Source organism: Chlamydophila parapsittaci, assembly GCF_006385615.1.
Lineage (GTDB): Bacteria > Chlamydiota > Chlamydiia > Chlamydiales > Chlamydiaceae > Chlamydia > Chlamydia psittaci.
On sequence record NZ_CP041038.1, the window covers coordinates 290,293 to 316,241 of the forward strand.

Consider the following 25,949-nt stretch of genomic DNA (forward strand, 5'->3'; position numbering starts at 1 on the left):
GGAGTTTGTACATGCCTTACGGAACACGCTATCCCACATTAGCTTTCCATACCGGAGGAGTCGGTGAATCTGATGATGGAATGCCTCCTCAACCTTTTGAAACTTTCTGTTATGACTCAGCTCTATTACAAGCAAAAATAGAGAATTTTAATATTGTCCCTTACACATCAGTACTACCTAAAGAACTCTTTGGAAATATTGTCCCTGTAGATCAATGTGTAAAATTCTTCAAACATGGTGCTGTTTTAGAAGTCATCATGGCTGGACGCGGAGCTTCCACAGCAGAAGGCACTCATGCAATTGCTACCGGTGTAGGTATTTGCTGGGGACAAGATAAAAATGGCGAGCTTATCGGTGGATGGGCAGCAGAATACGTAGAGTTTTTCCCTACATGGATTAACGATGAAATCGCAGAATCTCATGCTAAAATGTGGTTGAAGAAATCCCTTCAACATGAACTGGATCTTCGCTCAGTTGTAAAACACAGTGAATTTCAGTATTTCCATAACTACATTAACATTAAGCAAAAATATGGTTTCGCATTAACTGCGTTAGGGTTCCTCAACTTTGAAAATGCCGATCCGGTAACAATTAAGTAAGGAGAATACATGATTTCTAATGGGAGTAAATCCGGGAAAAATCTCGGAGCCATAGCTTTGGCAGGTATGGTAATTAGCTCCATGATTGGGGGAGGAATTTTCAGCCTTCCCCAAAATATGGCAGCATCTGCAGGAGTAGGAGCAATTATCTTAGCATGGATCCTAACAGGCGTAGGCATGTTTTTCATTGCCAATACTTTTAAAATTCTCTCATTAGTGCGCCCTGACTTAACGACAGGGATCTATATGTACAGCCGAGAAGGATTTGGCCCCTACATAGGATTTACCATTGGGTGGGGATATTGGTTATGCCAGATCTTTGGTAATGTCGGTTATGCTGTAATGACCATGGATGCGTTAAACTATTTCTTCCCACCCTACTTTCAAGGAGGAAATACGATACCCGCAATTATAGGAGGCTCCATACTCATATGGGTTTTCAATTTCATCGTCTTGAAGGGCATCCGTCAGGCATCGTTCATTAACGTCATCGGAACCGTATGCAAACTCGTTCCTCTTATTGTATTCATTATCATTACAGCCTTTCTTTTCAAACTTGCGATTTTCAAAACAGATTTTTGGGGGGATACGGTTACAAAAACACAACCGTTATTAGGATCTGTAACTAGTCAGCTAAAAAGCACCATGTTAGTTACCTTGTGGGCTTTCATAGGAATCGAAGGAGCTGTAGTTATGTCCGCACGTGCAAAAAGTCCCAGTGCTGTTGGAAAAGCTACGATTTTAGGTTTTACTGGTTGTCTTACCGTTTACGTACTTTTATCTATCTTACCGTTTGGCTCCTTATTTCAACATCAACTCGCAGGTATTGCCAACCCTTCAACCGCGGGAGTATTAGGTATTCTCGTAGGAAAATGGGGAGAAGTTTTAATGAACGTCGGTCTCCTTGTTGCCATACTCTCTAGTTGGTTATCCTGGACGATGATCGTTGCTGAGATCCCTTATTCTGCGGCAAAAAATGGTACATTCCCAGAGATTTTCACTATCGAAAATGCTGATCGCTCTCCGAAAGTTTCGTTATACATCACTAGCGCTCTCATGCAAGTCGCTATGCTTCTGGTGTACTTTTCAACCAACGCATGGAATACGATGTTGAGCATTACAGGCGTCATGGTTTTACCTGCCTATTTTGCAAGCGCTGCTTTTCTTGTGAAGTTTAGTAAAGACAAAAAATACCCAAATAAGGGACCAATCAAAGCCTTTACTGCAAAAATTACAGGACTCCTTGGTGCTGCTTATTCTATTTGGCTCATCTATGCTGGAGGACTGAAATATCTACTTATGGCGATTATTCTCTTGGCTTTAGGTATTCCTTTTTACATTGATGCTGGGAAAAAAGGCAGGAATGCAAAAACTTTTTTTGCAAAAAAAGAGATTACAGAAATTACAATAATTGCTTTTTTAGCATTACTCGCTATATTCCTCTTTTCAACGGAGAAAATCCGTTTATAACCCAATGATCCAATCACCCTTGGGGAGAGGCCCTTGCGCCTCTCTCATTTTTTTTAGTTCCCTCTCCTTCCACATTCCTCTCTGTTATTTAATGCATTATTTGCTTATCCTCAGGAGAGATATAGAGTGAATTTCTAAATTCAGATTCTAGATTTCAAGGTAAACTTATGCGTATAGCAGTTTTAGGAGCGGGATACGCCGGGCTTTCTGTAACTTGGCATTTACTACTGCATTCTCAAGGAACAGCAACTATTGATCTTTTTGATCCAGTTCCTCTAGGTCAAGGAGCTTCGGGATTGTCTTCGGGTCTTCTTCACGGATTTACTGGAAAGAAAGCCATGAAACCTCCCCTCGCTGATTTAGGAATTACCTCTACTCATAGCTTAATCACAGAAGCTAGCAAAGCATTACATATCCCGATTGTTCTTTCCCGAGGGATCATCCGCCCAGCAGTAGACGATGAACAGGCGGAGATTTTTATGAAGCGTGTCGAGGAATTTCCTAATGAACTCGAGTGGTGGGAGAAAGCACGTTGTGAAATGACTGTCCCCGGTATTGTTGCGAATCTCGGAGCTTTGTTCATAAAGAACGGTGTAACCATAAATAATAACGCGTACATTAATGGTCTTTGGGATGCTTGTGCGAATCTTGGCACTCAGTTTTACGATGAGCTTATAGAAAATATCTCTGATATTGAGGAGTTTTATGAGCATATTATCGTTACACCAGGAGCTAATGCCCATTTCCTCCCCGAATTACAAAAACTTCCCTTATCCAATGTAAAAGGCCAGCTTATAGAAATCTCCTGGCCTAAGGATCTGGCTATGCCACAATTCAGCATCAATGGCCGTAAGTATATGGTAGCAAATACGGAAAACAACACCTGTATTTTAGGATCTACTTTCGAACATAATCAACCCGAAATTGTTCCTGATGAAAATGTTGCCTATAACGAAATCATGCCCCCTATTCTCTCTCTATTTCCAGATCTCAAAGATGCGACTATCCTGAATTATTATGCAGGCATGCGTTCATCCAGCTCTACACGTTTACCATTGATTAGCAGGATAAAAGAAAACCTTTGGTTCCTAGGAGGTCTAGGATCCAAAGGTCTACTTTATCATGGCCTTACCGGAGACATGCTAGCTCAAGCTGTTTTAAAACAATCTACAGCTTACATAGCTAAAGAGTTCTTATTTACTCTTTAATCAAATTGTCTTGAGAGGTTTGCTTCATCAAGTAAAAATCAAAAGAGAAATTCAAGAAAAAAGAAAGAGCTGGAGTCAGAATAAGAGCTATGGGCATAACTAATACCAAGACTTCCATTAAAAACGATCCTGTATTCATATCTGATAAACACACAAGATGTGACATCAAATAAAACGAATCTAAGGCGAGCCAGCTACACAATGCTAAAGGCGTCGCTGCTATGATAAATCCAATAGACTGTTTCAACACGTTACCTTTAAAACAGCTTAATAACTGCATATAATCAACGCTTTCATGATCGCTAAGCACAGGTATGCAAAAAAATAAAGATATGAAAGAACCTAGAAAGAGTAAGATCAAAGTTGTTGCCGAAAGATAGGGAACAAAAATTAACAATGTATGGAAAACTCTACCAATCCAAGGCAAAGAACTTAAAAACATCGATAACAAAATTATTGTACTTACTACAACCATCGCAATGAAAAATGGCATAGAAACAAGTAAAGATAACCACAGTGATTTCCAATTCTTATGAAATGTTGCTGTGATTTTTTCTACATTACCCACAGATTCTTGTTTTAATAACGCCTGTACAACCACAGCAGAAGCACACACAATACTAAAGGAAGAAAAAAACGCTCCCAGACCTAGTGTTGATAGCGAAAAACTAAGAACAAATTGTGAGCATAATTTTAAAAATATAGAAAAAACAAAACCAAAACAGCACAAACTAGAAAAAATAAAAAGAAATCGCTGTTTATTAAAAATCTTTTTAAAAGCATTTTGACTTAATACGTCAAAAGATTGAGTCATAAATCACCCCATTAACTTGTGCTATAACAAAGATACGTTGGCTTTTTCCTGAGAAATTTCATCCAAGGAAATTTGAATCTTATTTTTTATAAAGGTATCCCAAAGCAATCCAGGAACAATCTCATAATCCCCAGATGGCAGCATACGACATGGAAAACCAAAAATTAAATCTTCAGGAATACCATAGGGATTATAGTCAGAGCATACTCCAGTAGAAAACCACTCTCCATCTTTAGGGAGGAAAATAGAGCGTGCCGCCTCTGCTAAAGCACGGGCAGCAGATCCTGCAGAGGATTTTCCGCGAGCTTCTATAACAGCACTTCCTCGATTTTGAATAGAGGGGAACATAATATTCTCAAGCCAATCACGGTCACTAATCACCTCAACAGCAGGTTTTCCTGAGATTAACGCTTGAGTAAAATCGGGAACTTGTTTTGCAGAATGATTTCCCCAAATAACAACGTGGGAAACTTCGTCTAAAGGCACTTCCGCACGATGAGCCAACATTGTATGCATCCGGTTCTGATCTAACCGCAACATAGAATGGAAATTCCTTCTATTCAATCTTGGAGCCTGGTTCATAGCAATCCAACAATTAGTATTTACAGGATTACCAACGACAAAAATTTTCGCGTCACGCTTTGCAGAAGTATTTAACACAGATCCCTGAAGAGAAAAGATCTCTCCATTACGCTTTAAAAGATCCGATCGTTCCATACCAGGGCCTCGCGGCGCTGCTCCTATAAGAAAAGCCGCATCAATGTCATCAAAAGCATCTTCTAGGGAAGTTGTAACACGCAGAGACTGCAAAAGAGGATAAGCACCATCATCAAGTTCCATACGAACACCTGAAAGCACTCTCTCTAGCCCAGGGAGGTCATATATACGTAAATCTATCCCACAGTCACTACCAAAAACATCACCATGAGCTAGAGCAAATAGAAAACTATAGGCAATTTGCCCTGTCCCCCCTGTAACAGCAACGCTAACCGTACGCGTTAGTTTCATAACCACGCCTCCCTAAAAAAAACACTATAATCCTTAAATAAAAACAAAATCAAGCGCGTCTATTTTGTGATAGCCAAGAGAAAGCGATTCCTAAGCTAAAACCGTGTCAAGAGGCGAAATAAATACAAGCGTTACGCTCCTATCCACAATACTCCGCGTCTGAATTCTATACCAAGACTTATGCTTTACTAACGTTTCTGTCAAACCCTAGTTGTCATCATAAACCCTGTAAATACCAAAGATATCTGAGTAAAATCAGAGTAACGTGCTGCAAAAAAAATACTGCTGGGCAAAAAGATAAAAAAGAAAGACCTTTGCGTCTTAAGAACTGTTGGAAGTCAAGAAATGCGATCAGGAAGCTATACGATAGAAAATGGCTCCTCGAGCACCTACCCAAACCCCTGAACGAGATTTCATCACCTGTTCTCCCTTACGCGTAGATAAAACACCGTGAATATCTAAAAAACCTACTGAACGCACACGAATAAAAAACATAGCGTTTCCATCCATCGCTTAAAAAATGAAGACGCTATTATATCACAAAAACTATTAAAACACTGAGGGAAAATGAGTTTCCCCTCTGGTGAAAAGCTTTAGGATTTTTTCTTCTGTGTACTGTTAAAAAGATTTAACAATGCTTCTGCCTCAAGGCACGCCCCCTCTTTAGCCTGCCCCTGCATAATTCCCAGAACCTGGTTTGCTAGATCTTTGCCTAGAGTCACTCCTTCCTGATCAAAAGAGTTAATGCCCCAGCAGAAACCTTGAAAGACTATCTTATGTTCATAGAAAGCCAAAAGAGCTCCCATAGTGTAAGGAGTCAGTCTCTCAGAAACAAGAAGAGAAGAAGGACGATTTCCTCTAAAGCTCTTATTCGGGTTAGTATTTTCTCTCCCCTGTGCTAAAGCTATAGATTGCGCGACCATATTGGCAAAAAGTTTCTGAGACGAGGTAGATCCAGAAATGACGATATCTGCTCCCCTCTGATTTTCAAGAAAACCAATAAATTCTATAGGAACAATATCGCTACCTTGGTGTAGACATTGAAAAAAGGAATGTTGGCTATTGGTACCGACTTCTCCCCAAATAATCGGACTTGTAGCAAATCTGATGATCTCTCCAGTTTGAGCAATGCTTTTCCCGTTTGATTCCATACCACATTGCTGTAAGTGCGCAGGGAAATACTCTAAACCCGCAGCATAGGGAACAATCACTGAGGTAGGGTAACGCAAGAAATTACGATTCCAAATTCCCAACATTGCTGCTAGCATAGGGAGGTTTTCAACCATGTGTGGTTCCAAAGCAGCTAAATCCATAGCTGCAGCTCCTTCAAGAAGCTGCAGAAAAACATCAAATCCATAAGCAAAGCCTAAAACAACACCGCCTACCATAGATGTAGAGGAATATCTTCCCCCGATGCTATCCCAAATATGGAAAACTTCAAGATACTTACTTGTGTCGTCCATGGGACTACCCTCACAAGTAACCGCAATGAAATGGTCGCGAAAGTTTAAACCCTGTTTTAAGAAATGATCAGCAATGAATTCTTCATTAACAGCAGTTTCTAATGTAGTTCCTGATTTCGATACAGTCACAACTAAAGTTTTAGAACACTCGATCTCCTGTAAAACTTCTGCTGCATTATCAGGGTCAATATTAGAAACAAAATAGACTTTCTTATCCGAAGGACAACAGCCTTTTAAGGCACGATGCAAAGCCTTAGGACCAAGCTCTGACCCTCCAATGCCAATCTGCACAATCGTAGTAAAAGCATCTCTATACTTACTTAAGAAGTCTTTTAAACGTTGTGCTTCAATTTTAGATCTTAAAGCAATATCCTCTGCATTTCCTGTTAAAGGGATTTCCTTAACCCAAGCACGTGTTGCTGTGTGCAAGGCAGGGCGAGATTCACTAGGGAAATTATCAATATAGTTGACGACCTCCCCGCTTTGCATCGCCTGCATGGAAGCCACGAGACCGCGCTCAGAAGCTAAATCCGTTAATGCGGATAAAACACCTTCATCAACTCGTTCTGTAGCATAACTTAGGGTGAAACCTTCTATGGATAACGAAAATCTTTCTACACGCTCTTGTGAAATTATTCCAGGGGTAGTTAAGTCTATAGGCGCAACAGCCAAATCTTGTAATATCTTTGTTGAGGGGCTATCCAGAAAGCCTTTTCTATCCATCATCTACCTCATCCTAGCTTAAAATCTACCCAAAACCTATACTAAAAACTCTACCAGCCGAAGTTAGATTTTATGACCTCAGCCCAGTTTTGCGATGCTATCCTTGAACAATTTACTCTTTTTCTATCAGTAGATCGCGGTCTTAGCTGCAATTCGATTTCCGCATATATTCAGGACATTACTCTATTCCTAAAAATAAACGCCATTACATCAATTGCAGAAATCTCTCAAGACAGTGTGCATCTATTTGTTGATCAGCTACATAAACGCAAAGAAGCTGAAGCCACTTTAGCACGTCGTCTGATCGCCTTAAAAGTATTTTTCCGATTTCTCAAAGAGGCAAAACTTCTTGAACACCCTCCTCTTATCGAACATCCTAAAATTTGGAAACGCCTACCCACCGTACTCACACCAAAAGAAGTGGACACCCTTTTAGCGATTCCTAAGAAAACTACAACCTCTTCTATGATCTCTACTAGAGATACGGCAATTCTCCATACGCTATACTCTACAGGTATACGTGTATCTGAGCTCTGTGGTTTACACATAGGAGATGTTAGCGATGACTTTCTTCGAGTTACAGGGAAAGGTTCTAAAACACGACTGGTTCCCTTAGGGAAACTTGCGAGCGAAGCAATAGACGCCTATCTATGTCCTTTTCGAGAAAACCTCCAAAAAAAACAACCTGAGGAGCACCACCTATTCCTCTCTATACGCGGACGTAAACTCGAGCGTTCTTGCGTATGGAAAAGAATCCATTATTACGCAAAGCAAGTCACCCACAAACGCGTCTCACCACACTCTCTAAGGCATGCCTTTGCTACACATTTATTAGACAATAAGGCCGACCTCAGAGTAATTCAAGAAATGCTCGGTCACGCGCGCATTGCCTCTACGGAAGTCTATACACATGTAGCAGCAGACACCCTAATGGAAAACTTTCTTTCCTATCACCCGAGAAATCTCTCCTAATCACATTGATAGAAAAATGTACCATTCTCTAGGTGAGAATAACAATCTTCGTTTCCTTGTGATGTTCCAGTATATCCTCCATAAGTCTCAGGATAATAATACCCGTATTCATAGGGATAGTAAAAGCTGTAGGGCACATGACCATTCTGCTCCTGGAACTGCAATCCTGAAACAGTAACCACTTTTGCTAAGAATGCGGACTCTGATACAAAGGAATTTTCTCCAAAAGCTGAAGAAAAACAAGCACTTAGGAAACATGCTAGGGCTAGAAGCTTTTTCTTCATAAACTTCCTCAAAAAAATCTAAAACTCTAGATTTTATTTTACTACGGATGGGAATTTAATGATGTGTCTATAAAGGAAAAAGCGTTGAAATGCCCAGGATAGGACTTGAACCTACATGCCGCGAAGCACTGGATCCTAAATCCAGCGTGTCTACCAATTTCACCACCTGGGCAGAAAAAAACACTCTATGATGGCTAGCAAAATCATTTTGGTTCCTCTGACTGTTTTTGTAAATAGAAAACCCTATATTCTCTAGGATTCTCTCTCATAGTCTAACCCTTTTATAATCAAACTTGCAGGAAAATTACGTTTTATATAATTTTCATCGCTTCTATGTCCCCATAAATTACTCGTGCGAAAATTAGTATGAATACACCCCTGCCTTCAGCAGTCCCGTCTACCAATGTAACTCTAAAGGAAGACGCCTCTGCTTCGTCCTCTGCCTCAACATCTTGCAGTGTTTTAAAAACTGCAGCTGGCGACGTTGTACTTTCTATATTTTCTTCAGAGGGGTCAGCACCAGCTTCGTTAAGTTCTCTTGCTACACTTGCCTTGGCACAAATTTCTGCGATTGCTAACGAAAATACTCACCTGTTTCAAGATTGTGCTCATAATTTGGTATTCTTATCTCCTGAAACAATTGATATTGAAATACAAATCGCCGACCTCTTGCAAACTTTAGAAACGATAACTCCTCAAACAACTAACGAAGAAAAAACGAGTTATAAGCAACAAGAACAGAGCTTACTCAACAAGGGATCTGAACCTCAGGAAGTAGCACCAAGATCAGCAAAAGACATCCAAGGCTCATCCAAAACATTACAACAGCCCGCAAAAACGTTTTCTGGTTATACTTCTGCGAAAACTTCCGATTCCCGGCCTTGGGCAAACTCTTCAACGATTCTTCATAACTCAGAACAATTTACATCACGAGCTTCTCATTCTTCTACACCATCTCAGCAACCTCGAACAGAAAAAGATAGTGATCTTATTTCTTATCAATCTTACCCTGCCTACACCACAGAGAAAAAAGAACAACAAATCTTTACAACGAAATCTCAAGAGTCCAAACAAGACCGAGAAAACCGAGATCAAAAGCAAGATCAACAACGCAACGGGCAGCATCAAGAAGAGAATAATCAAGAAAAACAGAGAGAAAAACACTACAAGTCGCAGTTTAACGTCGACAAAAGTAAAAAGATATCTTCTCAATTATCTATAGAGCAACTTCGGTATTTTGAAGACGTACGTCAATCTCGAAACATCAACGTTGAGGAAGAAAAAACTTTTAAGAGAAAAGCGCAATCTCCGATGTCGTTGTTTGCTTCAGGGAATCCTACTCAAGGGTATGCTCCCATTCAAACGCCAAAAATCGAAAACGTATTCATACGTTTTATGAAACTTATGGCAAGAATCCTGGGACAGGCGGAAGCTGAGGCTCAAGAACTCTATCTTCGTGTTAAAGAACGTACAGATAATGTTGACACTTTAACTCTATTACTTTCTAAAATCAATTCTGAGAAAGGTGCCATTGATTGGAGAGATAACCCAGAAATGAAAGCTCTTGTTGAACAAGCTAGAAAACTCGATGTCACCATATCCGATACGTTACAATGGACTGAAGAAGAGAAAAAGCTTCTGAAAGAAAATATTCAGATGCGCAAAGAAAACATGGAGAAAATCACCCAACTCGAAAGAACAGACATGCAAAGGCATCTTCAAGAAGTCTCGCAATGTCACCAGGCACGCTCCAATGTATTGAAACTTCTCAAAGAACTCATGGATACCTTTATTTACAACCTGCGTCCGTAATGTCATATTTAACGTATTTATTAGAAAAAATAGCAGCTTCTAGCAAAGAAGATTTTCCTTTTCCTGATGATTTAGAAAGTTATCTTGCAGGATATTTTCCAAATCAAGATCTTCCTTTAGATACGTACCAAAAGCTATTCAAAATCTCTTCAGAAGAACTAGAACGTGTGTATAAAGAAGGCTATAACGCCTACTTAAATAGAGAATATCAAGTAAGTAGTGAAACTTTCCGTTGGTTAGTATTCTTTAATCCTTTCGTCTCGAAGTTTTGGTTTTCTTTAGGAGCTTCTTTACATATGAGCAAGCTCTACCCTCAAGCCTTACATGCCTATGCAGTAACTGCATTATTAAGAGATAAAGATCCCTATCCTCATTACTATGCTTACATTTGCTATACACTTATGGACGAACACGAGAACGCAAATAAGGCTTTAGAGCTTGCATGGGAACGTGCCAAACATCATAGCGCTTACCAAGAACTAAAAGCAGAAATTCTGGATATAAAAAACCATGCATAATCCCATAACTATGGGGAATTGACTATGTCTTCCTGGCTCGCACAATCTACAGAAATCCTCTTAAACCAACAGCCGTATATCCCAGATAGTCCTAAACAATCTGAAGCCACTGCAAGCATAAAATATTCTATTACTCAAGCTACAGAATCTTCTGGGCAATCCTTAACAAAAATTTTTATCAACAAGCAAAGTGAGAGATTGCTGACAAAAGATGATGTGCAAGTTGTCACAAATCGCCCCCTTACCCCTGCAAGTCCTAGAGAAAAAATCCTACAATTTGGAAGTTCTCTAACATCACAATTACCTAGAAAAGAACAGACTTCATCGTCTTCTCCTTGGAATCTCTTTTCACAAAAAAATTCTAAAGAATCGATGACAGCTCTTCTCAAAGACTTAATGATGCCAAAATCTAAAGAAGCAGCTACTGAGAAGAGAGTCTTTTCTGAGAAAACTCCCTACACGGAAACACACATACAATGTAAACAACAGCCAAAAACTCAACATGCTTTAGAAAGATCTAAGACGTTCTGTGAATCTACAGAAGATACAGAATATAACACACGATCCGAGGAGACATTTCTTTCTTCTCGGGATGCTGATTTTCGTAATAAAGAAGAACACCGACTAATTTTAAAATCGCCCCTAGGAAAATATAGCAAAGGATTATCACAGGATGAGCATCCAGGAAAACAGCACTCTCAAAAATGTTTCTTTAAAAAATCCCAAAAAAATAAAAAAACGCGAGCAGCTTCTGTTGTTCCTATTATTAATCCTCCTTCTATTGGTATATTTACCTTAAGTTACCTACTCACAAAACAAGGGATACTCTCTGATTTTTCAGCTTACGCATCCTATAAAGATTGTGTGGAAGCTACGCAAAAAGAACTTGAAGCAACGCATATCGAGCGTATGCAACAAATCGAAAAATCTATCGAGAAGGAACAGCAAGCGCAACGCTGGGGCTCTTTAGCAACTATTGTAGAATGGATTTTACCCTGGGCAACCTTGGGAGCCTCTACTGTTTCTGTAATTATGGGTGAAGGGATTTTCTCTTGGATAGGTGTACTATCCGGTCTTATTGCACTAACACTCACCTTATTGGATGCTTTAAATGGTTGGGAAGCTATTGAAAAATTAATCCCAGGGAAAGATAGGCAAACAAAACAAAAAATACTGAAAATTGTACGAATTGTCCTTTTTGTAATAGCAGTTCTATTATCCATTGCTACTTTAAAGCTAGAATGTCTCGGGCTACCCCAATTTGTTCAAGGAGTCTTGCGTGGGATAACCCCCGCTTTAGAAGGCGCTTTAAGCCTGCTACGCGGAGCTATGCTGTGGACACGCTCAAAATTATTCAAAATGAAGTCTCACTACGTTTTTCTTGAAACAAAAATCGAACTTCTCAGTTTAGAAAGGGATGATTACATCGCTCGTACTCAAGAAATCTTAGAAAGTTTTCATGATTCTTTCGAAAATCTCGCGCGCGTGTTACAGTTGTGCAGAGAAATCGACAGAATGTTTCTGGAATCTCTAAGGTAAATTCTTTTGTAAGGAATGTTATGACAGCATCTTGTGCAACAACAACCGATACAACTTCAGAGAGTACAGAGATCGATTTACTAAATACAGCATCGGCAACTGAAGCCTCGTCAACAACCGACGCTGAAGTTAGTGTTCCTGATTGCTGTCAGATGGCTATCTTGCGTTCGATGTCGGATGCCTGTCTAAGCTTATTAAACCAATCAGGTTCCGTATTTTCACAATTTTCTCCTCAAAACAAACCTGCGCCTTCAGAAACTCTCATGGCAAAAAATGGTATGTTGATGAAATCTTCATGCCTACCAAATCTCTCCTCACAAAAGTCACTGGATACATTTTCTTCAACTGAGAGAAACCCCTATTTACAACAAGCTAGCCTGTATTCTAATCTCACCTCGGCAAAAGAAGAAAAAACTCAAGCGAGTACAGTATTTTTTTCTTGTCCAGCTCCTAAAGACGCAAATCTCATAGAAAAAACAACAATCGTACTCTTAAACCTGCCAGAATCTAAAGAGGATGGAGGTATGCGAGATCAGTCTTCTCTTCATCTGTGTCCAACAAAAGTTCAAGTTCACACCTACGACAAGGAAACAATAAAAGCACATAGCTCTAAAAACTCTACTAAAACCTCTGAAGAATCTGCAAAATCCTCACCTTCTTTGCCAAAACCTTCTACCTCTTCTCTCAGTCCTCTGGCTCTATTCAGCCATGTACAAAAAGAAATTACGGAAACACGTCTCGATACCAAATCGAGAGAAAAAGAAGAAGGTCAGGGAGAAAAAGGACAACAAGAACATCAAGAGCAAGAGCAACATCATCATAAACAGAAAAAAGGCTTTGCTATTGAAGAGCTTTCTAATCAAACATCTCTTCGTTATACGCAATCTTGTATGTTACCTGATGAGATTGTTGAATTCGCCCTTACAGAGGCTCAGCTGAGCTCATTGATGCATATGCGCGTATCGAATCTCGATATTCTCAAAATCTGTGCAGAAATTATGAAGCTGATGTTGAATAGTAGAGAGCAAGATAATCTCGCTCGTTTAGAAGCTAGAAAACATCTTTTAGAAAAAGCCAGAGAACTTATTGAAAGTTATGAAAATCAAGCTAAGATTTCTCAATGGTTAGGAGTCGCCACAGCAACTTTAGGAATTGTAGGTGCTGCTGCTCCTATCATCGGAGAGATCTCTGGAAAACAGATTCTTGGATTCATCCAGCAGCATACGGGATTTTGGAAAAAAGCCACAGCACACACCTTCTTCAGAGGTGTCGGAAAAGTTTGTTCCTCCCTATCACAACTTACAGAAGCCTCGTCTAAAATCTATGAATTAAAAGAAACAGCATCAAGAACATTCGCAGAAAACTATAAAGAGATATTCCGCATGGAACATGATGAAATCACCCGATCTATTGAAGAGGTGAAAGACCATTGGAAAAATATGGATAATTTTCTCTTACAAATACTACAAACAGAGCATGATGCCGTTCGTAGCCTCTACCAATAAAAGGCTGCTATTTCCTTATATTTTTATATGCTTTTGTCTTCCCCCAAGGGAAAATGACCTCGCAGCTTTTCTCAGTGAAAAACAGCTGATCCCCTCCAGGTAAAGAATCCAAAGGAAAAGAAATGCTGATAACCATATTTCCTGGTTTAAGCTCTTTCAAAGCCTTTAAAACACTTTTTAGTACCTTTAAAGAATACGAAGAACCATAGAAGTAAACACAAGAGGCTTGAGACAACGGTGTTTCATGGAAATGTTCTTTCAAAAATACCGCAGGTTGTACAGATAAGAGACGATGTAGATAAGAGGAAAAGTTTATAAAAGCGGGCTGATTATCTATACCGACAACCTGACATCTAAGAATATGCGAAAACCAAAAACAGACTTTTCCTAATCCACAACCTAAATCATAAACAACATCTTGAGAAGTAACCCCAAATTCCCTACTCACTTTATTCAAAGCCAACCAAGGAGTTTCTCCATATACATTCCCTTCTCTCAATAATGAAGATTGTGGAGAACGACGCAACTTTCGGTAAGGATTTTTTAATAAAGAATAAACAAACTTTGCTAGATCATATAAAAGCAATTTTGGATATTGAATATAGAGCGATAAGGATAAACAAACGTATTCTCTAATAGAAAACCATATTCTATAAATCAATACGCGCAATACGTATAAGAATGAAGACTTCTTAAGTACGAAGCTCTTTAGGCGGTTGGAATACGACATCTTCTACAGTAAATATATCTTCTTCAACTTGTAAATCGGGTATTAATTCTTTCAACCTAGAAATACAAGATTGAACAATATGCTCAGGAGTTGATGCTCCTGCTGTTATTGCAATATCACCAGAATAGTTTAAAATTTCATCAGAAATATCCTCGGGACTATTCACTAGCCGTGCGGGGATATTTCTTTTTTCAGCAACCTCACGTAAACGGTTAGAGTTAGAACTTTGGACATCTCCAATAACATAAACAAAATTCACCTTAGGAAGTATCGAACGTAATGCTTCTTGACGATTTTGTGTAGCATAACAGACTGAAGAACTCGGTAACGTAATAATATGAGGATAACGCACCTTTAATGCTTGGGTAACTTCCGCAACATCGTCCAAACTCAAAGTGGTTTGAGTTACAAAAAATAAAGGATCATTCACACTGAAGGGTAAGTTTTCAACATCTTCTACTTTTTCGACTACGGTGACACTCTCGGGAGCTTCACCTCGAATCCCTATAACTTCCACGTGCTTGCTCTTGCCTATCAAAATAATTTGATAACCTTTGCTTGCATAAAGCTTAACTGCAGAATGAATCTTAGTTACCAAGACACAAGTCGCATCTATATCAAAAAGATTCCGAGCTTTCGCCTCCTCACGAACCTCTGGAGGGATACCATGAGCAGAATAAATCACCTTTTCTCCACGAGGAACATCCTTAAGATCTTCTATAAAAATTGCCCCGCGTCTCTTGAGATCATCAACTACATGACGGTTGTGAACAATTTCATGTTTTACATAAATAGGAGCTCCCCATTTCTCTAAAGCAGATTCTACAACTTGGATAGCACGAACTACCCCAGCGCAAAATCCTCTAGGGTTACTTAAAATAACTCTACGCATACATTCTCCAAAATGAGTGCGATGCTTAATAAAAAAAACCTTTAGAACAACATTGTTTCTAAAGGTTATTTAATATAACTGAAGATTTTTTATATTGTAATGCCTATTACGACTCAGTTATTGTGTTCCCACCTTCTTCCATTGCATTTTCTTCTTTTTGAATAAGTTGAAGAACCATACGTTTTACATTACTAATGTAATCCCCGTACTTTCCTGTTTGCACATCAGCATCTGTAAAGCCTAAAAATACGTGAGGAGACACTCCTAAGTTCTCTATGTATGAACCATCGGATCTTACTGCTAGAGATCCTGTTAAAGAACAACTTTTAATTCCTGTTCTACTAGGGAAATCAACAGTAAAGACAAAACCTCCAGCTCCTGCTGTAGTCGTTCCAACAATGAGAGCTCTACCATTATCTTTCATAATCGCAGGCAATAAATCTCCACAGGAGAAATCCTCTTCATTGATCAAGACACAAATAGGATGTGAGTAACGATGCTCAGGATGCGGGCATATATGGGAAAATCCTAATAAAGGTATAGGAGTAGTGAGATTGATCTCTCCACTTTCCCAGCTCTTTAAAACTGCGTGTGAGAATTTTTGTAGATACCCCACAGCATGCATATCAATTGGATAACCTTCCATATCTTGACCAAGAGCATTTCTTGCTTGCTCATCCGTTTCAACACCCTCAAGCATCTCTAACCATTTGACTGCTGCTTGAACTTCACTTTGAGTTAGTATCATTCTATGTTTAGGTGTTTCTAAAGGTCTATCCGTTAATCTACTCAATAACCCATAAAGATAGAAAACACTACCACCAGGATTATTTGTTTGATCGATAATTAAAGCCTCTGACTTAGATTCAAGAACGTCGATGATCTCGTTAAAATCTTCCCATGGGGAATTCATATTCTCAACACTACGATCTTCCATATCGGTCCAAGAATATGTAGAAATTCTCAGGAATCCGATTGAATGAGGTTGCCCTTGGTCATCTGCAACTGTAAATATGTAAGCATGATATGGCCCACTTTTGGCTCTCCATGTCACTTTCCCAAAATCAGGGAAAAAGCCTTTTTTACTTCCAATATTATAATCACTGTAGAAACCACGTTTATACTGCTCACGTAATTCGTTCCAGAAATAAGGGACCATTTCATTTGTAAACAAACATTTGTCAGCAACACTGGATAATAGAGGTAAAGCACGTGGGGACTTCATCTCTATTACAGGATTTTTTACCAAAGGAGATATCAAAGATAAATCCCGAATATGTTCAGGAGTGTGACGCCATTTCACTTTTAACGTACGCGTTAAACCACTAGGACGACGAATTTTTAACGTAGCTATTCCCACAGGAACCTGATGCCCCAAAGAAGCAGAACGCGAAAAGAGCATACGTGTAGCTGCAGCATAGTCAGAAGGAACTCCTCTACCCGTACGTATACTTTCAATCGCTTCCAGAATTGGTACACCATCCATCTCCAAAATTTCATCACCTACAGATATGTCAGAGTGGTATGTATGTACGTCGACAACAAAACATCTATTATTGCTGCTTAACTTTAGTGTATAAGGTAAATAAGAACTCTCTGTAGCAAAGAATGTTATCCCTGCATGGAAGTCGTTTAAACTAGAAATATACTCAGCAAGAACCCCTTGGCAATACTTTATCGAGGGATTTTCCTCTAATTTTATCTTTAAACGCGCTTGATCTGTTACATCTTTAAGATCCCAACGGAAAAGCTTATGCTTCCAGTCTTTAGGAGCATATTTAATATCCAATAAGTGTTCTAAAAAATCCAAATCCGCACATGCGCTTTGGTGGACTAAGGTCTTCGCAGAACCTGAAAAGGAAAAACCTAGTAACAGGGAACAAACCAAGACTGTAATGTGTTTTATTTTCATATTTACCTCTCTTCCAAATAGAGAATATTTATAAGGAGGTGGTATGATAGAGGTATAAAGATTTTATTAAAACAAAGTTTTAAAAAATTTTTTTACTCAAAAAACAACCACATCAAAAAAACATAGCGATACGCTCGAGCATAAAATACGAAAACAAACCGCCAAAATAACTGGCCAAGGCAATCCAAGAAATTTTCTTAAGATACCACAGGAAATCAACTTTCTCGATACCCATAAAGGCAACTCCAGCAGCTGATCCAATGACTAAAATGCTTCCCCCAGTGCCTGCCGCATAAGCGATTAATTTCCATAAAGTATCATCAATTGGAACTTGATACATACCCATAGTCGCAGCAACAAGAGGAACATTATCCAATACACTTGAAATAAGACCAATAAAAATAGCAACTACGTTCCTAGAAAATATTCTATCCATACTTATAGAAAGTTCAGAAAGAACATTTGAAAAAGTTAGAGCATTGACGGCTAATAAGATACCTATAAAGAAAGTAATTGAGGAAATATCTATCTTCGTCAAAATATGAGGAATACGCAGATGGTAACGATCCTCACCATGAGGAGAATGAACCCAATCACTGGCTAACCAAACGAGCCCAAGACCTAACAAAGCACCGATAAACGGAGGCACTCCTAAACATGCTTTCCACACCGGGACCATTAACAATGAACCTAAACCAATACAAATGATTAAACCACTTTTTTTAGGTGATCCTTCTATCTCAATATCCTTAGAAATCATTCCCGAAGAGCGTTTTTTAAGTAGGAACTGAGCACAAATTCCCGCAATAAGCACACACACCAAACTAGGCACAAAGAGAGCACGAATAATTCCCCAAGAAGTCACTTTATTGTTGATCCACAACATTGTTGTTGTTACGTCTCCTAAAGGTGTCCAAGCCCCCCCAGCATTCACACTAATCACACAAATAGCGCCTAAAAGTAACCGATCTTCTCTAGATTTCACTAGGCGTTTCAAAATAGAGATAATAATGATGATAGAAGTTAAATTATCTAGAGCAGCTGATAAAAAGAAAGAAAGCCCTATAAGCACCCAAAGCAATAAAGTTCTAGATTGTATGTAACAACACCGCACTATAAGAGAAAACCCTTTGTGTGCATCTATAAGTTCCACTATAGCCATCGCCGCGAATAAGAAAAAAATGACCTGAGCCATGTCAGCAATTTCTTCAGCTAGAATCATATGATCAGCATGTTGTATATGAGAAAAACAAACTAGCCACATCAAACCTCCCATAGCCAGTGCTACAGCAGACTTATTGACTCGCACAATATGTTCGAAAACAATCGCGATGTATCCAAATAAAAACAGAGCACACAATTGGAATTTCAACATAATGACCTCAAAAATAATACTACGAACTAGTGTACTCCTATTTACAGGTTAGGTAAAGTAGGAAAAAATTCTTCTATGAATAAGAAAAACTTTTGTTTTTTTACACACTAAAATCAAAATTTGTTATTTAGCACCGTTTTATAGAAAAATTCTATATTCTTGCAGCTTAGATTTGAAGCAACAAAACGTTTATAAATATAACGAACTATTTGACAAAGATACAAAAGAACAGAACAATAATAAAGTTCCCTAGTTCTAAATCTGCGTTAGGAGTCTAGTGAAAGTCGCCTTATCGTTTAAACATCTTATTCCCAAACTCTATACGTGTATTAAGGATGGTTATACCTTTAATACATTTAAAAAAGACTTTATAGCCGGACTTACTGTAGGTGTATTAGCATTTCCTTTTGCCATTGCTATCGCTATCGGTGTCGGCGTATCCCCTATACAAGGTTTGCTAGCATCCATCATCGGAGGATTTATAGCCTCAGCGCTAGGTGGTAGCCGTGTTCTTATATCAGGACCGACTAGTGCTTTCATTTCTATACTTTATTGCATTTCAGCAAAATACGGGGTTGAAGGGTTATTTACAATCACCCTAATGGGAGGGATATTCCTAGTCGCCTTTGGACTTACTGGATTAGGAACCTTCATTAAATATATGCCCTATCCCGTCGTCACAGGACTAACAACGGGGTTAGCTGTTATCATTTTCTCCTCTCAAATTAGAGACTTTTTAGGTCTACAAATGGGGGATACTATCCCTACAGATTTTATTGCTAAATGGGTAGCTTATTGGGATTACTTATGGACATGGGATAGCAAAGCTTTTGCTGTAGGGCTGTTCACTCTACTCATCATGATTTACTTCCGTAATTACAAACCACGATACCCAGGAGTTATGATAGCAATTATCGTAGCTTCAACACTAGTTTGGTTGCTAAAAATTGACATTCCAACGATCGGCAGTCGCTACGGAGCTCTACCACAATCTCTACCTTTACCTGCATTCCCCCATCTCAGTCTGACAAAGATTTTACAACTCATGCCAGATGCATTAACCATTGCAGTTCTTTCAGGGATAGAAACCTTGCTTTCGGCTGTAGTTGCTGACGGTATGACTGGATGGAGACATCAATCCAACTGCCAACTCGTAGCTCAAGGCATTGCGAATATCGGAACATCTTTCTTTGCAGGGATGCCTGTAACGGGTTCTTTATCAAGAACAGCTGCAAGTATTAAATCTGGGGCAACCACTCCTATCGCAGGGTTAATTCACTCCGCTTTTATTTGCGTAATTCTTTTAGCTTTAGCACCCTTAACAGTAAAAATCCCTCTTACCTGTTTAGCAGCTGTCCTTATTCTTATTGCCTGGAATATGAGTGAAATTCATCACTTCATTCATTTATTTACCGCACCTAAAAAAGACGTTGTTGTTCTCCTAACCGTTTTTATTCTTACGGTTATGACAACAATCACTTCTGCAGTGCAGGTAGGGATGATGTTAGCCGCGTTTCTATTTATGAAACAAATGAGTGATCTTTCTGACGTAATATCCACAGCAAAGTTCTTCGATGAAAATAAGCAGACAAAAGATGATGATCTCTTTTCTAAATCTGAAGTTCCTGCTCATACAGAAATTTATGAAATCAACGGCCCATTTTTCTTTGGAATTGCTGATAGATTGAAAAATCTTCTAAATGAAATAGAGAAACCTCCTAAAATCTTCATATTATGCATGAGTCGCGTACCTACAATTGATGCATCTGCTATGCACGCTCTAGAAGAATTCTTCCTTGAGTGTGATCGCCAGGGAACGCTTTTACTCTTAGCAGGAGTAAAAAAAACACCGCTAAGTGATCTTAAACGTTATCATTTAGATGAACTTATCGGTGTTGATCATATCTTCTCGAATACGAAGAGCGCTCTCTTATTCGCTCAAGCCTTAATTAATTTAGAAAGCAAGTCGTCTCATTAATGTTTCCCCACCATAGATTCGGGAACAACAAGACGATCGAACTCTTCTGCTGATAAGTAGCCCATCTGTATACAGGCTTCTTTTAAACTTAGATTTTCATGAAAAGCTTTCAAAGCCATTTTAGAGCATTTATCATAACCTAAAACAGGAGTTAAGGCAGTAACGAGCATCAAAGAGTTATCCAAGTATTCTTTAAGTCTTAGCTTATTCACTCGCAAACCTGAAACAAAATAATCAGCAAAGGCTTGCATACCGCCAGAGAGTATATCTACAGATTGTAAAAAGTTATAAATGATCAAAGGTTTCATTACATTAAGTTCGAAGTTCCCTCGACTTCCGCCAACAATGATTGCCTGGTTATTACCGATAACTTGAGCACAAACCATTTGCAAAGCCTCACATTGCGTTGGGTTGATCTTCCCAGGCATTATCGAAGATCCCGGTTCATTCTCAGGAAATAATAATTCCCCTAAACCACATCGAGGACCCGATCCCAAAAAACTTAAATCTGTGGCAATCTTTGTTAAAGCACAGGATAAAGTAGCTAAAACACCATGAGCATGTACTAAAATATCGTGATTCGATAATGCTGAAAAATAATTCGATGAAGCAATAAAAGGCTCTCCGGTTTCTTGACGCAAATAATGAATCACCTTATCTACAAAACCTTCAGGAACATTTAATCCTGTTCCTACCGCTGTTCCTCCTATGGCTAACTCATACATGTGTGTAAGAGAAAAAGCGACTCTTTCTAAACATTGACGTATTTGGCTACTGTAACCAGAAAATTCTTGTCCTAATGTCATAGGAACAGCATCCATTAAATGTGTTCTGCCAATCTTGACACAATCTCGAAACTCAGCAACCTTAGCATCTAACGCCCGCTGTAAATGATCCAGAGCAGGAATTAATTTCTTCTTCAGACTCATCACTGCAGCAATATGCATAGCTGTGGGGAACACATCATTAGAAGATTGGGATTTATTTACATGATCATTAGGGTGTATTGGTGTTTTGCTACCTAAAACACCACCGTGACGTTGAATAGCTAGATTCGCAATCACCTCGTTCACATTCATATTTGATTGCGTTCCACTACCTGTCTGCCAAACTTTTAGAGGAAAATGCTCATCAAAATTGCCTGCTATAATCTCATCAGAAGCAGAAACAATCATGTCACAATATTTTGAATCTAGAAAACCTAGATCACGATTTGCCTTAGCAGCACATTTTTTAATCCATACTAAAGCTCGAATAACTTCTTGAGGCATAACCTCAGGAGCCCAGGAAAAATACTTCTGAGAACGCGCTGTTTGTGCTCCATACAACTTGTCTTCAGGGACTTCTACAATTCCTAAACTATCATTTTCTTGCCGCATATATTCTATTCCCCTATGATTCCCTTTTATTTTTCCCTCTACATCTACAAAATGAAAAAAAAACTTTTATGTTATTTTCTAACTACTTCATTTTTACTTTTGTTTTGGGAGTATTTTTCTAAAAATAATCCATCCTTTTCCTTTTTATGCCCTCCACCATCGAAAATAGCTGCTAGTTTTTTAAATTCTACAAATCTTATTTTTTCTTCTTCCTGCTATACCCTCCAAGGGATTTTAGGGGGATTCTTTTTAGCCCTATTATTGTCTATAGGGCTCGTAATCCTTATGCTAGCCTATAAACCAGCAAAAGATCTCCTGAACCCATTTTTCATATTGGTGCAATGTACTCCTATGTTTACCTTAGCACCTCTAATCGTACTATGGTTTGGCTGGGGATTGAATGCCGTAATTGTCCCGACAGCGCTTACAGTATTTTTCCCATTAACAATCACGATGTATCAAGGGATAACATCAACTCCTGAAGAACTTCTAGAGCAATTTATTTTACATCAAGCAACCAAACAACAAATTTTCATTAAGCTACGTCTCCCCCATGCTCTTCCTCATATATTTTCAGGACTTAAAATTGCTATGGGATCTGCAGGATTTGCAGCAATAGCTGGAGAGTGGTTGGCTTCACAATCTGGTTTAGGGATCCTCATTCTAGAAAGTCGACGAAACTATGATATGGAAATGACCTTTGCAGGATTGTTTGCTTTAACCCTTCTCACATTTACTCTGTTTCAAAGCATTTTACTCATTGAGAAGCTAACCTTTGCCCTCTTTCGCATAGAAAAAACAACAAAGAAATATCGACTGCCTAATAGAAAATTCGCTTGTTTACTCATCCCCTTACTCATTCTACCTCTATGGAAGTTTAAGACTAAGCCAGTACACCAAACTCATCTCACACCTATAACTTTACTTCTAGACTGGACTCCTAACCCTAACCATATCCCGCTATATGTAGGAGTATCCAAAGGATTTTTCCGCGATCAAGGTATAGATTTACGCATTCAAAAAAGTACAGATACAGGTGCTGTTATTCCCCATGTTCTCTTCGAACAAGTAGACCTTACCCTATACCACGCTCTTGGAATAATAAAAACCTCTCTACAAGGAGCTGATATACAAGTAGTCGGGTCTTTAATTGACTCTACATTACAAGGGTTTATCTATAGGAAAGAAAATAATATTTCAAAAATAGAAGATTTGAATAATAAAGTTTTAGGATTCTGCTTAAACAACTCACGCGATCTTTCCTGTTTACTAGAAACGTTACGTCTACACGGTGTTGTTCCCTCGGAAGTACGAAATGTAAGCTCAGATTTAATCTCGCCCATGTTATTGAAAAAAATCGATTTCCTCTATGGAGCTTTTTACAATATAGAAGGCGTGAAACTAGAAACATTGGGAATGCCTGTAGGCTGCTTCCTCTCTGATTCCTACGGTCTTCCTACAGGACCTCAGCTCCTCCTATGTGGAAAAAAAAATACGAGAGCTACATCTCCAGAAGTTGTTGAGGCCATACAAATAGCTCTTCAAAGAAGCATTGACTATTGCCAAAAACACCCTAAAAAATCCTTCCAAGCGTATATCAAAGCTACGCATGACATACCGAAAATCATTACAGACGAATTTCTTCAATGGAAAGTCACTCTCCCTCTATTGTCGAAATCCCAAGAGCCATTAAATAAACATCTAATCGACACCTTGTTACAAGCTATCCTAAAGCGCTACCCCAACTTTTCGGATAAAATAATCAGTTTCTCTCCAGATCAGATATACCCATCTAATTCACAGGTCTGCCAGGATGAGAAAAAACGTGAGCAAGACGCGATAGCACATCTCGAAGAACTTCCATTGGCTTCTGCTCAGCACTAATGCGCGACACCTTGTGAATGGGATAATGTTGAATAATCGCATCTATGTCTTTTTGATAGGATTGCAAACGCTTTTGCAATACTTCAATACCAACCTCATTAATTCTTCCCTTACTATAGAGAGAATTTTGAGTGCGTTCGAGCAACTTAGCTTCTTCATGTACTTCTAAAATAATTACATGACGCACATGAATGTAGGAATCAAGAAGCTTTGCTTGATCTACCGTTCTTGGAAGCCCACTAATAAGTAAATCCTGACGATCTGGAAGAAACTTCCCAGTAGCTATCAGACCCTGAACATAATAGTTCCAAACAGCAATAACATCTTCATCGGGGATCAAAGACCCGGACACTGCATATTTATGAAAAAGTTGTCGAATAGGAGACTCTATAGGATAACAACGGAAAATATCCCCTAAAGAAACATAAACTTGGCTACCACCATGTGCTATAAAATTTCCTAATAAATCTTTACCAGCACCGGGAGGACCAAATAAAAGAATGGAAGAAAAAGGTTTAGTATAGAGTTTTATACTTTCAGCTATCAATTTATCGATCATAAGATATTTTAGATCCTATTTTGCATGTTTCTCCGCACTTTAGTTGATTACCTTGAAAAATAATAGCCCTAGCATATAAAAATTCTCCCCATGGACACTTTTTATTTTTTATTACCTCAAGCTTGTATACTCTTGTTAGCAGCAGATGCCTTAACTAATGTTTTAGTGTTAAATCACGTATTGGCACGTTATTCAAGAAAAGAACGCTTGTCACTGTTAGTACGAGAAAGTGTGTTCGCTCTTTTTAGCATGTTTGCTTTATATGAAGCAGCCTTGGGCACCTTGTACGTGTTAAAAACTCCCCTATGTGCAATACAAGTTGTAGGGGGTATTGCCGTCACATTGACGGGAATGAGGGCTATTTTAAATCTAAGTAAAGAAAATAGTTGGAAAGGTTTTACTACCCCCTCCTCCCTATCTATGGTAACACCCATTGCTTTGCCTCTAATGATCGGTCCTTCTTGGCTAGCAGCTTGTTGCATTTTGATAGGGAAACGCTACAGCTTTGCTTCAATTTCTCTTATTCTCATTCTTTCTTGGGTCTTTATTTCTCTAACTACTATAATCTTACAAGTTTTTGTCAGCGGAGGAAAAGATAAGGCAAAGGTACTCCTTGCCACCCAAACAGTGCTTGGTCTCTTCGCAACGATCGTGGGTACCCAACTACTCATGTCCGGATTACAACTTGCCTTCTTATAAAAGAGACATTTATGCTAACTCTGATTAATCTTAGCTTATTATTTTACGTACTTTTTGATTCTCCTGGATCTGTTCCTGTTTTCGTATCTCTGTTAAAGCGCTTCTCTGCCAAAAGGCAACAACGTATCATCCTCCGAGAATGTATTTTTGCTCTTGTTACCCTACTACTTTTTGTCACTTTCGGAAGAAAATTCTTCCAATTTCTTGACATTTCCTTGTACGCATTTCAGTTTATCGGAGGGGTTCTACTCTGCTCGGTTTCATTGAAAATGATGCTTGTACCCCCACCAGTAGAATCAGACTCTTCTGAACCACAATCAGAACCTATCTTCTTTCCCTTAGCTTTCCCTGTAATCACTGGCCCTGCTGTAATTACTTCTCTACTCAGCTATATGGAAGAAGCTTTGTTATCTAAAGAAATTATTTTCAGTGCTATGATAATCGCTTGGGTACTTTCCGTATTTACTTTACTAAGTTCGAGCTTTTTTAATCGAATTCTGGGATCTTCCGGGTTAGTAGCCTTAGAAAGATTATTCAGCATTGCGTTATTATTAATGTCTGCAAACCTCATGCTTAAAGGTATTTCAATAGCATTTAACATAGGATTTTATATTAAGTAGTGTAGA

At 38.8% G+C, this 25,949-nt stretch carries 23 protein-coding genes and 1 tRNA gene; 12 read left to right on the forward strand and 12 right to left on the reverse strand.

The features are described from left to right. Positions 1–11 precede the first annotated feature (11 nt). The 3 genes from aaxB to FI836_RS01235 all read left to right on the forward strand — a co-directional run bounded on the left by aaxB (position 12) and on the right by FI836_RS01235 (position 3,277). Positions 12–599, forward strand: a complete 588-nt coding sequence (gene aaxB, locus FI836_RS01225; protein ID WP_006343393.1) for a pyruvoyl-dependent arginine decarboxylase AaxB — start codon at positions 12–14, stop codon at positions 597–599. 9 nt (positions 600–608) lie between these two features. Further along, positions 609–2,069 carry an arginine/agmatine antiporter AaxC gene (gene aaxC / locus FI836_RS01230; protein WP_006343394.1) on the forward strand — a complete coding sequence of 487 codons (1,461 nt, stop codon included), beginning with the start codon at positions 609–611 and terminating at the stop codon, positions 2,067–2,069. 167 nt (positions 2,070–2,236) lie between these two features. Next, complete coding sequence (locus FI836_RS01235; protein ID WP_006343395.1) at positions 2,237–3,277, forward strand: FAD-dependent oxidoreductase; 1,041 nt, start codon at positions 2,237–2,239, stop codon at positions 3,275–3,277. Here FI836_RS01235 and FI836_RS01240 read toward each other — a convergent pair. From FI836_RS01240 to FI836_RS01255, 4 genes are all read right to left on the reverse strand, one after another. Next, complete coding sequence (locus tag FI836_RS01240) at positions 3,267–4,091, reverse strand: hypothetical protein (protein ID WP_006343396.1); 825 nt, start codon at positions 4,089–4,091, stop codon at positions 3,267–3,269. The two genes, FI836_RS01235 and FI836_RS01240, sit on opposite strands and share 11 nt — an antisense overlap. A 21-nt stretch (positions 4,092–4,112) precedes the next feature. Further along, a complete protein-coding gene (locus tag FI836_RS01245) occupies positions 4,113–5,099 on the reverse strand; it encodes a malate dehydrogenase (RefSeq protein WP_006343397.1) in 987 nt (328 codons plus the stop codon). Positions 5,100–5,450: 351 nt separating this feature from the next. Beyond that, the gene (gene ltuA / locus FI836_RS01250) at positions 5,451–5,594 is read right to left on the reverse strand and encodes a protein LtuA (protein WP_013462711.1); all 144 of its coding nucleotides are present in this window, start codon (positions 5,592–5,594) and stop codon (positions 5,451–5,453) included. Between the two features lie 98 nt (positions 5,595–5,692). Beyond that, positions 5,693–7,285 (reverse strand): glucose-6-phosphate isomerase, encoded by a 1,593-nt coding sequence (locus tag FI836_RS01255; RefSeq protein WP_006343399.1) that lies wholly within the window; start codon positions 7,283–7,285, stop codon positions 5,693–5,695. A 72-nt stretch (positions 7,286–7,357) separates the two neighbouring features. Between FI836_RS01255 and FI836_RS01260 the strand changes: the two genes are divergently transcribed. Next, positions 7,358–8,257, forward strand: coding sequence for a site-specific tyrosine recombinase XerD (locus FI836_RS01260; RefSeq protein ID WP_013747388.1), 900 nt, complete (start codon positions 7,358–7,360; stop codon positions 8,255–8,257). Here FI836_RS01260 and FI836_RS01265 read toward each other — a convergent pair. Next, positions 8,254–8,541 carry a hypothetical protein gene (locus FI836_RS01265; protein WP_006343401.1) on the reverse strand — a complete coding sequence of 96 codons (288 nt, stop codon included), beginning with the start codon at positions 8,539–8,541 and terminating at the stop codon, positions 8,254–8,256. The genes FI836_RS01260 and FI836_RS01265 overlap by 4 nt on opposite strands. A gap of 90 nt (positions 8,542–8,631) precedes the next feature. Next, positions 8,632–8,713 (reverse strand) — tRNA-Leu (locus tag FI836_RS01270). 194 nt (positions 8,714–8,907) lie between these two features. Here FI836_RS01270 and FI836_RS01275 point away from each other — a divergent pair. The 4 genes from FI836_RS01275 to FI836_RS01290 are packed head-to-tail and all read left to right on the forward strand — an operon-like array spanning position 8,908 to position 13,915. Beyond that, positions 8,908–10,353 (forward strand): hypothetical protein, encoded by a 1,446-nt coding sequence (locus tag FI836_RS01275; RefSeq protein WP_014943950.1) that lies wholly within the window; start codon positions 8,908–8,910, stop codon positions 10,351–10,353. Beyond that, complete coding sequence (locus FI836_RS01280) at positions 10,353–10,871, forward strand: SycD/LcrH family type III secretion system chaperone (protein ID WP_006343403.1); 519 nt, start codon at positions 10,353–10,355, stop codon at positions 10,869–10,871. Before FI836_RS01275 ends, FI836_RS01280 begins: the two co-directional genes overlap by 1 nt. Positions 10,872–10,895: 24 nt before the next feature. Then, the gene (locus FI836_RS01285; protein WP_139934559.1) at positions 10,896–12,410 is read left to right on the forward strand and encodes a hypothetical protein; all 1,515 of its coding nucleotides are present in this window, start codon (positions 10,896–10,898) and stop codon (positions 12,408–12,410) included. 20 nt (positions 12,411–12,430) lie between these two features. After that, positions 12,431–13,915 carry a hypothetical protein gene (locus FI836_RS01290; protein ID WP_014943952.1) on the forward strand — a complete coding sequence of 495 codons (1,485 nt, stop codon included), beginning with the start codon at positions 12,431–12,433 and terminating at the stop codon, positions 13,913–13,915. 7 nt (positions 13,916–13,922) lie between these two features. On the opposite strand, the gene FI836_RS01295 is transcribed toward FI836_RS01290, so the two are convergent. The 4 genes from FI836_RS01295 to FI836_RS01310 form a co-directional block, all read right to left on the reverse strand. After that, on the reverse strand, positions 13,923–14,645 hold the full coding sequence (locus FI836_RS01295) for a class I SAM-dependent methyltransferase (RefSeq protein WP_006343406.1): 723 nt from the start codon (positions 14,643–14,645) through the stop codon (positions 13,923–13,925). Then, positions 14,608–15,537 carry a 4-hydroxy-3-methylbut-2-enyl diphosphate reductase gene (gene ispH, locus FI836_RS01300; protein WP_006343407.1) on the reverse strand — a complete coding sequence of 310 codons (930 nt, stop codon included), beginning with the start codon at positions 15,535–15,537 and terminating at the stop codon, positions 14,608–14,610. Before ispH ends, FI836_RS01295 begins: the two co-directional genes overlap by 38 nt. A gap of 106 nt (positions 15,538–15,643) precedes the next feature. Further along, complete coding sequence (locus FI836_RS01305; protein ID WP_014943953.1) at positions 15,644–17,449, reverse strand: protease-like activity factor CPAF; 1,806 nt, start codon at positions 17,447–17,449, stop codon at positions 15,644–15,646. A gap of 112 nt (positions 17,450–17,561) precedes the next feature. Next, positions 17,562–18,824 carry an NhaD family Na+:H+ antiporter gene (locus tag FI836_RS01310; RefSeq protein WP_014943954.1) on the reverse strand — a complete coding sequence of 421 codons (1,263 nt, stop codon included), beginning with the start codon at positions 18,822–18,824 and terminating at the stop codon, positions 17,562–17,564. 277 nt (positions 18,825–19,101) lie between these two features. Here FI836_RS01310 and FI836_RS01315 point away from each other — a divergent pair, with 277 nt between their 5' ends. Further along, positions 19,102–20,802 carry a solute carrier family 26 protein gene (locus FI836_RS01315; RefSeq protein WP_006343410.1) on the forward strand — a complete coding sequence of 567 codons (1,701 nt, stop codon included), beginning with the start codon at positions 19,102–19,104 and terminating at the stop codon, positions 20,800–20,802. Here the strand turns inward: FI836_RS01315 and fumC are convergent. Next, positions 20,799–22,181 (reverse strand): class II fumarate hydratase, encoded by a 1,383-nt coding sequence (fumC, locus tag FI836_RS01320; protein ID WP_006343411.1) that lies wholly within the window; start codon positions 22,179–22,181, stop codon positions 20,799–20,801. The genes FI836_RS01315 and fumC overlap by 4 nt on opposite strands. Before the next feature lie 51 nt (positions 22,182–22,232). Between fumC and FI836_RS01325 the strand changes: the two genes are divergently transcribed. Then, positions 22,233–24,065, forward strand: coding sequence for an ABC transporter substrate-binding protein (locus FI836_RS01325; RefSeq protein WP_041460090.1), 1,833 nt, complete (start codon positions 22,233–22,235; stop codon positions 24,063–24,065). Here FI836_RS01325 and FI836_RS01330 read toward each other — a convergent pair. After that, on the reverse strand, positions 23,974–24,624 hold the full coding sequence (locus FI836_RS01330; protein WP_006343413.1) for a nucleoside monophosphate kinase: 651 nt from the start codon (positions 24,622–24,624) through the stop codon (positions 23,974–23,976). The two genes, FI836_RS01325 and FI836_RS01330, sit on opposite strands and share 92 nt — an antisense overlap. A 90-nt stretch (positions 24,625–24,714) precedes the next feature. Between FI836_RS01330 and FI836_RS01335 the strand changes: the two genes are divergently transcribed. Both FI836_RS01335 and FI836_RS01340 read left to right on the forward strand, forming a co-directional pair. Further along, positions 24,715–25,323, forward strand: a complete 609-nt coding sequence (locus tag FI836_RS01335) for a MarC family protein (RefSeq protein WP_006343414.1) — start codon at positions 24,715–24,717, stop codon at positions 25,321–25,323. Between the two features lie 11 nt (positions 25,324–25,334). After that, positions 25,335–25,943 carry a MarC family protein gene (locus FI836_RS01340; RefSeq protein WP_006343415.1) on the forward strand — a complete coding sequence of 203 codons (609 nt, stop codon included), beginning with the start codon at positions 25,335–25,337 and terminating at the stop codon, positions 25,941–25,943. Positions 25,944–25,949: the final 6 nt, after the last annotated feature.

Coding starts and splice junctions, on each gene's coding strand:
- aaxB (WP_006343393.1), top strand. CDS start 12: ATGCCTTACGGAACACGCTATCCCACATTAGCTTTCCATACCGGAGGA.
- aaxC (WP_006343394.1), top strand. CDS start 609: ATGATTTCTAATGGGAGTAAATCCGGGAAAAATCTCGGAGCCATAGCT.
- FI836_RS01235 (WP_006343395.1), top strand. CDS start 2,237: ATGCGTATAGCAGTTTTAGGAGCGGGATACGCCGGGCTTTCTGTAACT.
- FI836_RS01240 (WP_006343396.1), bottom strand. CDS start 4,091: ATGACTCAATCTTTTGACGTATTAAGTCAAAATGCTTTTAAAAAGATT.
- FI836_RS01245 (WP_006343397.1), bottom strand. CDS start 5,099: ATGAAACTAACGCGTACGGTTAGCGTTGCTGTTACAGGGGGGACAGGG.
- ltuA (WP_013462711.1), bottom strand. CDS start 5,594: ATGTTTTTTATTCGTGTGCGTTCAGTAGGTTTTTTAGATATTCACGGT.
- FI836_RS01255 (WP_006343399.1), bottom strand. CDS start 7,285: ATGGATAGAAAAGGCTTTCTGGATAGCCCCTCAACAAAGATATTACAA.
- FI836_RS01260 (WP_013747388.1), top strand. CDS start 7,358: ATGACCTCAGCCCAGTTTTGCGATGCTATCCTTGAACAATTTACTCTT.
- FI836_RS01265 (WP_006343401.1), bottom strand. CDS start 8,541: ATGAAGAAAAAGCTTCTAGCCCTAGCATGTTTCCTAAGTGCTTGTTTT.
- FI836_RS01275 (WP_014943950.1), top strand. CDS start 8,908: ATGAATACACCCCTGCCTTCAGCAGTCCCGTCTACCAATGTAACTCTA.
- FI836_RS01280 (WP_006343403.1), top strand. CDS start 10,353: ATGTCATATTTAACGTATTTATTAGAAAAAATAGCAGCTTCTAGCAAA.
- FI836_RS01285 (WP_139934559.1), top strand. CDS start 10,896: ATGTCTTCCTGGCTCGCACAATCTACAGAAATCCTCTTAAACCAACAG.
- FI836_RS01290 (WP_014943952.1), top strand. CDS start 12,431: ATGACAGCATCTTGTGCAACAACAACCGATACAACTTCAGAGAGTACA.
- FI836_RS01295 (WP_006343406.1), bottom strand. CDS start 14,645: ATGTCGTATTCCAACCGCCTAAAGAGCTTCGTACTTAAGAAGTCTTCA.
- ispH (WP_006343407.1), bottom strand. CDS start 15,537: ATGCGTAGAGTTATTTTAAGTAACCCTAGAGGATTTTGCGCTGGGGTA.
- FI836_RS01305 (WP_014943953.1), bottom strand. CDS start 17,449: ATGAAAATAAAACACATTACAGTCTTGGTTTGTTCCCTGTTACTAGGT.
- FI836_RS01310 (WP_014943954.1), bottom strand. CDS start 18,824: ATGTTGAAATTCCAATTGTGTGCTCTGTTTTTATTTGGATACATCGCG.
- fumC (WP_006343411.1), bottom strand. CDS start 22,181: ATGCGGCAAGAAAATGATAGTTTAGGAATTGTAGAAGTCCCTGAAGAC.
- FI836_RS01325 (WP_041460090.1), top strand. CDS start 22,233: ATGAAAAAAAAACTTTTATGTTATTTTCTAACTACTTCATTTTTACTT.
- FI836_RS01330 (WP_006343413.1), bottom strand. CDS start 24,624: ATGATCGATAAATTGATAGCTGAAAGTATAAAACTCTATACTAAACCT.
- FI836_RS01335 (WP_006343414.1), top strand. CDS start 24,715: ATGGACACTTTTTATTTTTTATTACCTCAAGCTTGTATACTCTTGTTA.
- FI836_RS01340 (WP_006343415.1), top strand. CDS start 25,335: ATGCTAACTCTGATTAATCTTAGCTTATTATTTTACGTACTTTTTGAT.